This window comes from Virgibacillus sp. AGTR (genome assembly GCF_016919725.2).
Classification (GTDB): Bacteria; Bacillota; Bacilli; order Bacillales; family Amphibacillaceae; genus Virgibacillus; species Virgibacillus salarius.
In genome coordinates this window covers 1-1,091 of the sequence record NZ_JAJERH010000166.1, presented here as the reverse complement: position 1 = coordinate 1,091, position 1,091 = coordinate 1, and the positions used below count along the sequence as shown (strand labels likewise).

The 1,091-nt window shown below is 35.7% G+C and carries 1 protein-coding gene; it reads right to left on the bottom strand.

Annotated features, from left to right (window positions below; translation table 11 throughout):
* Positions 1–75: 75 nt before the first annotated feature.
* On the bottom strand, positions 76–843 hold the full coding sequence (locus JUJ52_RS23020; RefSeq protein ID WP_228089245.1) for a 3D domain-containing protein: 768 nt from the start codon (positions 841–843) through the stop codon (positions 76–78).
* Positions 844–1,091 lie beyond the last annotated feature (248 nt).

Sequence of the window (1,091 nt, the reverse complement as noted above, 5' to 3'; positions counted from 1 at the left end):
CACCAAATTATTGGCGAGTACCACTTTTTATTTTACTGGGTTTTGTCCCAGCCCCATTTTTTAAATTATCTTCAATTATTTTACGATAGTGACATTAACTGTTTTTACGCCCCAATTCATGGCTGCGCTTTTTGATGGTACGTGAACATCTATTTTATTACCTTTGATAGCACCACCCACATCGGCTGCAGTTGCATAGCCATAGCCTTCAACATATACTTCTGAACCGAGTGGAATCACATTTGGATCAACAGCGATTACTTTTGCATTTGGATTTGCATTCAGGTCAACTCCTGTTGATGTTACTCCAGAGCAACCACCACAATCTGCTGTATACGCCGTTGCTGTAACAGAAATGGTTTTTCCTTCTGGATTGTCATTCTGTGATTTAGATTCGTTCTTCTGTGTATTTTCACTTGCTTCTTCTTTTTTCTCGTTTGAATCTGCTGACTTTTGCTCTACTTTTGCTACTGGCTTATCTTCTTGTGAAACATTAACACCTTTAATCGTTAATTCTTGTCCAATAACGATGATGTCTGATTTCAGGTCATTCCATTCTTTAAGATCCTCTATAGATACATCGTATTCTTTTGAAATATCAATCAATGTATCTCCTTTTTCAACTGTATATTTATCATTTATAAATAATGTTTGTTTTGGTTGAATAGTTGTTGATTTTAATTCATTAATTTCAACCAAGTCTTCAACTGTTGTATTATATTCATCTGCAATATCCCAGAGATTGTCCCCTTTTTTTACTTCGTATTCTTCCGCTGATACAGAAGTAACAGCAGCGCCAGCAATAATGATGCCCGTAGCGAATGAAGCCACAAGTTTTTTCATTCGTAGTCCCTCCTTAAATTTCTGACATTGCCTATCGTACCATAGGGGTATAGGCAATGCAGTTACAAGTCGTTTAAGACTCCATTACAAGCATTACCAAATCTAGCGCTATTTATTACAAATGTAATAGATTTGTGATAAAAGTTCTGTGAATCTAGTATTTTGTATTTCAATAGTCATCATTTATGGGATTTTGTAATAAAGTGAAACTTCTATCAGTGGGAGCCTTACTGTCAGTTGTATATAGG